6 protein-coding genes are annotated in these 6,478 nt (G+C 60.9%); 4 read left to right on the forward strand and 2 right to left on the reverse strand.

The genetic code is table 11. The annotated features are described in order from the left end of the window. The 3 genes from ACOVQ0_RS15775 to ACOVQ0_RS15785 all read left to right on the forward strand — a co-directional run. Nucleotides 1–1,133, forward strand: a 1,133-nt coding sequence (locus tag ACOVQ0_RS15775; protein WP_421886515.1) for a TonB-dependent receptor, incomplete at its 5' end; no start/stop codon positions are given. Between the two features lie 154 nt (nt 1,134–1,287). Continuing rightward, entirely contained in the window at nt 1,288–2,043 is a 756-nt protein-coding gene (locus ACOVQ0_RS15780) for a YkgJ family cysteine cluster protein (protein WP_421886529.1), read from the forward strand. Between the two features lie 163 nt (nt 2,044–2,206). After that, complete coding sequence (locus tag ACOVQ0_RS15785) at nt 2,207–2,719, forward strand: hypothetical protein (protein ID WP_421886518.1); 513 nt, start codon at nt 2,207–2,209, stop codon at nt 2,717–2,719. Nucleotides 2,720–2,724: 5 nt separating this feature from the next. On the opposite strand, the gene ACOVQ0_RS15790 is transcribed toward ACOVQ0_RS15785, so the two are convergent. Next, entirely contained in the window at nt 2,725–3,723 is a 999-nt protein-coding gene (locus ACOVQ0_RS15790; RefSeq protein WP_421886521.1) for a GDP-mannose 4,6-dehydratase, read from the reverse strand. A 176-nt stretch (nt 3,724–3,899) separates the two neighbouring features. Continuing rightward, nucleotides 3,900–5,225, reverse strand: a complete 1,326-nt coding sequence (locus tag ACOVQ0_RS15795; RefSeq protein ID WP_421886524.1) for a nucleotide sugar dehydrogenase — start codon at nt 5,223–5,225, stop codon at nt 3,900–3,902. Between the two features lie 106 nt (nt 5,226–5,331). Here ACOVQ0_RS15795 and wecB point away from each other — a divergent pair, with 106 nt between their 5' ends. Then, nucleotides 5,332–6,453, forward strand: a complete 1,122-nt coding sequence (gene wecB, locus ACOVQ0_RS15800; RefSeq protein ID WP_421886527.1) for a non-hydrolyzing UDP-N-acetylglucosamine 2-epimerase — start codon at nt 5,332–5,334, stop codon at nt 6,451–6,453. Nucleotides 6,454–6,478 lie beyond the last annotated feature (25 nt).

Here is a 6,478-nt window from a genome sequence, read left to right on the forward strand (position 1 = left end):
ATGCCGACAGCTACCTGCGCTATGTGAACACGCCGCTGAACTTCCTGCGCACGATTGATGACGAGCAGAACACCAAGTCCTACGCCGCCTTCGGCCAGTTGACCTATGACTTCACCGATGCGCTCGCGCTGACAGCAGGCCTGCGCTACACGCGCGAGACGAAGGAATACTTCCGCACCACCACGGCAACCACGTCCAGCCCGGTCTTCCCGGCTATCGTGATCCGCAGCACCTTCACCTTCCCGAACAACCTGCCCGCGCCGTTCAACACGGCTGACAGCGTGACCTACGAAGCGTGGACCCCATCCGCAACGCTTTCGTACAAGCCTTCGCAGAACACGATGGTCTATGCCTCGGCCAGCCGCGGCTTCAAATCGGGCGGCTTCAATGGCCGCGTCAACGGCATCGGCGATGTGACGCAGGTGGTGAACGGCGCAACCGTCGTCGTCCCCACGTTCAAGCCCGAAACTGTGTGGACCTATGAAGTCGGCGCGAAAGGCTCGTTCCTCGATGGCCGTGTGAACCTGTCGGCAGCCGCGTTCTATTCGGATTACGAAAACTTTCAGGCCCGCGTCGGCGGTGGCAACACCGGCATCACCGGCGGCAGCTTCCCCGTGCTCAATGCTGGCAAGCTGCGCATTCAGGGCTTCGAGTTCGACATGAACGTGCGCCCCGCCGATCCGGTCACCCTGTTCGCCTCGATCGGTTACCTCGATGCCGATTACAAGGAGTTCAACGACGGCCGCCGCGCACCGGCGTTCAGCTGCAACCCCACCGGTCAGGCCATCACCTGCCGCCCGGCCTTCGCCCCGCCGCTCACCCTGCGCCTTGGCGGTGAATACCGCGTGCCCTTGGGCGAAGCCTCGCTCACGCTGGGCGGCGACGCACGCTTTGTCGACAAGCACTTCCTCTCGGTAGACAACCGCCCCGGCCTTACCGAAGACGGCTACTGGCTGGGCAATCTCTATGCTCAGGTCGATTTCGACAAGTTCTACCTGCGCGGCACGCTGCGCAACGTCGGCAACACGCTCTACAAGACCGATGGGCAGGAATTCAGTTCGGTCGGCAACATCCAGACCGCCTACTACGGCGATCCGCGCACGTGGAACGTCACGCTGGGCGTGCGCTTCTGATCGCAAGATCACGATAAGGGCAGGCAGCGCTCCCTCTCCCTCAAGCTGCCTGTCCACACACGAAAGGCCCCGGTTCGCAAGGACCGGGGCTTTTCAATCCAGAACGGCGGGAACTGCGCTGTCTCCCGCGCTCGCTCTCCGCTTAACTGCCGTGATGGAGATCACTTTCGACTGCACGCAATGCGGGCGCTGCTGCCATGACCTGCGCCTCACGCTGTCGGTCGATGAAGCGCAGGTCTGGGCCGCCAACGGCCATCAGGTCGATCTGCTGGCCGAAGGCTGGGCATGGGCTGACGATGCCGACGAAACCGATCCCGCAATCCAGTGGCGCAAAGCCACCACGATCCCCGCAATGGTCGGCGAAGTGCCATTTCGGATCAATCTGCGCCTCGTCGCCCGGCACGAAGGCCCTTGCCCCCACCTGCTGCCAGACATGCGCTGCGGCAACTACAAAGCCCGCCCGCGCATCTGCCGCATCTATCCGCTGGAAAGCCGCCCGTTCGAAGCGATGACACCCGAAAAACGCCGCTGCCCGCCCGAAGCATGGGCCGCTAACCTTCCCGTCTTGGAACGCGATGGCGGAGCGGCTGCGCCCGAAATCCGCACCATCCTGACCGAGCACCGACGCGCGATGATCGATGACGTCAACACCAAGGCACGCCTCGCCGCAGCCCTCGATTTCACCGAAGCCGCGCTGGCCGGAGAAGGCCTCGCAACCTGCGCCCCCAGCCCAAGCGAATTCCTCGCCGCACTCGATCTGGCGCAAGCCGGCAAAGTCGCAGCCCACGAACGCTGGCGGATCATAACCAACCGCGAAACCACCCGCGCCATGCTGGCCGATCTGGACTGCCCCGTGCGGCTGGTGGCAACGGGCTATGGGTTCTTGTCGGCCTTTGCGGATGAGGGGTAGGTTTCGCCGGGTAAATCTAATCGTTTTTCTTGTTTGCTGATGCAAAAATGCGATCTTTCGTTCAGGTGTGAACTTTTGATCCCAAGTCGAAAACCATGCGGACGAGGCTACGGCAAAAATGCGGAAAGATAGGACCTCACACGAGGCAGCTCGCGGGAAGAAAATGCCTTCGATTCAGAGTTTAACCCGCGAAAAACCTGAAATGGGGAATGTGAAAGAGTATCTGAAAACGTTAATTGAGGTAGACGATCGAAGCTGCGCAATTATGGGAGCCGCATTAGTCGAAGAGTGTCTCGAAATCGCCATAAGATGCCGAATTGTTGATCCGGGGAAAGACATTGCTGACGGGTGGTTTCGAGGTCCAAATGCTCCATTCGGTTCTTTCTCTGCAAAAATCCAAATGGGTTTGGCTTTGGCCATATTCGGCCCTCAAAACCACGGCAGAATCCTTGCTATTAAAGATATCAGGAATGCATTTGCGCATCGCTTCTTGCCGCTGGACTTTGACCATCCTGCTCTAAAAGCGTCACTTCACAAATTTGCGCCTTTCCTCAAGGGAAGTGCAGAGGATGATATGAAGTTGATCTTCGCAACCGGGTGTATTGTGCAGGCCAAAAGTCTGATGGAAGACGCGCTGGAAAACGGTGGAAAAGTGATGACAACACGCTTTCCTTAATCCCCTCAAACCCCATGAAATTCTTTATACCACCGCACAAAGTTGGGCACGCCCACATCGATGCTGGTCGTAGGCCGATACCCCAGATCGCCTGAAATCGCGTCAATATCGGCAAAAGACTGGCGCACGTCGCCCGGTTGCATGGGGAGCATTTCCATCTCCGCCTTGCGGCCCAGTTCGCTTTCCAGAATGCCGATCACTTTCATCAGGTGTTCGGACTTGTGGTTGCCGATGTTGTAAAGCCGGTGCGGTTTTTCGCTGCCGCCTGCTTTCATCGCGCCATCATCGGGCGGCGGATTGTCGAGGCAGGCCATCACGCCTGAAACGATATCATCAACATAAGTAAAATCGCGGTACATGTCGCCGTGGTTGAACACCTTGATCGGCTCGCCCGCCAGAATAGCCTTGGTGAACAGCCACATCATCATGTCAGGCCGCCCCCAAGGGCCATAAACGGTGAAGAACCGCAGCCCCGTCAGTGGCAGACGATAGAGGTGCGCATATGTCTCGCTCATCAGCTCGTCCGCCTTCTTTGTGGCGGCATAGAGCGAGAGCGGGTGATCCACCCGGTCCTCCACCGAAAAGGGCAGTTTGGTATTCCCGCCATAGACCGACGATGACGAGGCATAGACCATGTGCTCCGCCCCGCGATGCCGCGCCACTTCCAGCAGGTTCAGATGGCCGACAAGGTTGGCCTGCACATAGGCGTGCGGGTTCTCGATCGAATAGCGGACGCCAGCCTGCGCGCCGAGGTGGACGATGCGTTCGAACTGCTTGTCCGCCAGTGCGGCGGTCAGCGCCGGATAATCGGCAAAGTCGGTGCGGCAAAAGCTGAAGCGCTTGCCCCCCTGCTCCACCAACCGCGCCAGCCGCGCTTCCTTCAACGCCGGGTCATAGTAATCGTTGACCACATCGACGCCGACAACCTCATCCCCGCGCGCCAGCAGGCGAGTGATGAGCGAATAGCCGATGAAGCCCGCGGCTCCGGTAACAAGGACTTTCATGCTGGCAACTTACCTTCAAAACTGGACCAAACTACGAAAACTGGTGCGCCCCCGCGAAGGCGGGGGCCTCAGGCCTTTTACGCGACCCTTGCGTAACACGTGGCGCTTTCAACCACCGCTCCATAACACCACCGAGGCCCCCGCCTTCGCGGGGGCGCAGGACATGACGGAAACGCTCAAAGCCGCCAGTCGGCCCGCTCACCCAGCACACCTTTAAGGTCCGCCAGCGTGCCCCCCGGCGCCACCAGTGCCGCAATCCGCTCGGCCCCGGCAGCCAGATAATACTTATGCGGCACGGCCAGAAACACCATGTCATAAGTCTGCTCAAAGGCATCGCCCGCCAGATGCAGTCCATATTCCAGCAACGCTTCGGCCCCATCGGCGTGCGGATCATGCACCGCCACCTGATGCCCCAGCGCCTGCAGTTCGGCGATCACATCTGCCACCTTGGAATTCCGCAGATCGGGAACGTTTTCCTTGAAGGTCAGCCCCAGCACCAGCACGCTGCCGGGCTTGCCGCCGCGCTGCGCGTGCAATTCGCCCGCAAGCCACTTGGCCATACCATCGTTCACCCCGCGCCCGGCAAGGATCACTTGCGGATCATGCCCCAGCGCCTCGGCCCGCGCCGAAAGGTAATAGGGGTCCACCCCGATACAGTGCCCGCCGACCAGACCCGGCGTGAACGGCAGGAAGTTCCACTTCGTCCCCGCCGCCGCCAGCACGTCCCAGACGGAGAGGTCCATCTTTGAAAAGATCTGCGTGATCTCGTTCATGAAGGCGATGTTGATATCGCGCTGCGCATTCTCGATCACCTTGGCCGCCTCAGCCGCCTTGATCGATGCCGCGCGGAACACCCCGCCGCTGGTGATGGCATTATAAAGATCGGCCACCCGCTCAAGCACGTCGGGCGTCTGGCCGGAAACCACCTTGGTGATACGGTCGATGGTATGTTCGCGGTCGCCCGGATTGATGCGTTCGGGGCTGTAGCCAAGGAAGAAATCCACCCCGCATTTCAGGCCCGAAACCTGCTCAAGGATCGGTCCGCAGATATCCTCGGTCACGCCCGGATAGACCGTGCTTTCATAGACCACCACCGGCGCGCGACCCTCGTCAACCGCAGCGCGCAGCATCTTGCCCACGGTGCGCGATGCCGCTTCCACCAGTCGCAGATCGGGCCGGTTCTGCCCGTCGATCGGCGTCGGCACGGTCACAATATAGAAGTCGCTCGGCGGACAGACATTGGCATCGCTCACCAGCCCAAGGCTCGATTTCGCCAGCCGCTCCGGCTCGATCTCGCGCGTGCGGTCATGCCCTTCGGACAGCTCACCGATTCGCTGCTGGTCGATGTCGAACCCGGTCACGAAGAATTGCTTGGCCAGCGCAACTGCCAGCGGCAGGCCGACATAGCCCAACCCCAGCACAACCACGCGGGTGTTGGCATTAACCAGCGGATCGAGGCCATGTGCAGAGGCAGGCGCAAGCGGCGGAAACTGTACGGTCACGGGGCAAATGGCCTTTCATGGTTGACGCTATGCGCGTCCAATCCCGGCCATGCTTAAATCGAGGCTCTTATTTCACGGTTAACACTCACGGATTATTGAGGCCGATATGGTCAAGACAATCCTTCTGATCTTCGGCACCCGCCCCGAAGCGATCAAGCTGTTCCCCGTGGTCCACGCCCTGCGCGATGACCCGCGCTTCCGCGTCGTCGCCTGCGTATCGGCACAGCATCGCGGCATTCTCGATCAGGTTCTGGAAATCTCAGGCATCGTGCCGGATCACGACCTTGACCTTATGCGCCCGGACCAGACGCTGGACGCGCTCACCGCCGCGCTGCTCACCGGCCTTGGCAAAGTGATGGACGAAGTGCAGCCCGATTGGGTCGTGGTTCAGGGCGATACCGCCACCGCCATGTCCGGCGCGCTGGCCGCCTATTACCGCAAGCTGCCCGTCGCCCATGTCGAAGCGGGCCTGCGCAGCCACAACATCTATCACCCCTGGCCCGAAGAGGTGAACCGCAAGATCATCGGCACCATCGCCAAGCTGCACTTCGCGCCGACAGACGTTTCCGCCGCCGCCCTGCTGGCCGAAAACGTCGATCCCGCCGCCGTCCATATCACCGGCAATACCGTGATCGACGCGCTGCACTGGGTCACCGCGAAAATCGCCGCCGAACCCGCCCTCGCCTCCGGTCTTGCAGAAATCGAAGCGCGATTTGCCGGCAAACGCATCATCGGCGTCACCAGCCATCGCCGCGAAAACTTCGGTGGCGGGCTTGAAAACATTGCCGAAGCCATTCGCCGCATTGCCGCGCGCGATGACGTGGCGCTGGTCTTCCCGGTTCACCCCAACCCCAACGTGCGCAAGGTGATGGACGCGGCGCTTTCGGGCCTTGCTAATGTGGCGATGATCGAACCGCTCGATTACCCGCATTTCGCCCGCCTGCTCTCCATTGCCGAGATCATGCTGACCGATTCGGGCGGCGTGCAGGAAGAAGCGCCCGCGCTTGGCAAACCCGTCCTCGTCATGCGCGAGACGACCGAGCGCCCCGAAGGCGTCACCGCAGGCACCGCAAAGCTCGTTGGCACCGATGTGGATCGCATCGTTTCCGAAATCTTCATCCTGCTCGACGATAAGGCTGCCTATTCGGCAATGGCGCGCGCGCACAACCCGTTCGGGGATGGGCAGACTTCGCGCCGAATCGTGGAGTTGCTGGCGAATGATGGGTGATGTGAAGCCGGACGTCTGTGTTGTC

It is taken from the genome of Novosphingobium sp., assembly GCF_049240505.1.
Classification (GTDB): Bacteria; Pseudomonadota; Alphaproteobacteria; order Sphingomonadales; family Sphingomonadaceae; genus Novosphingobium.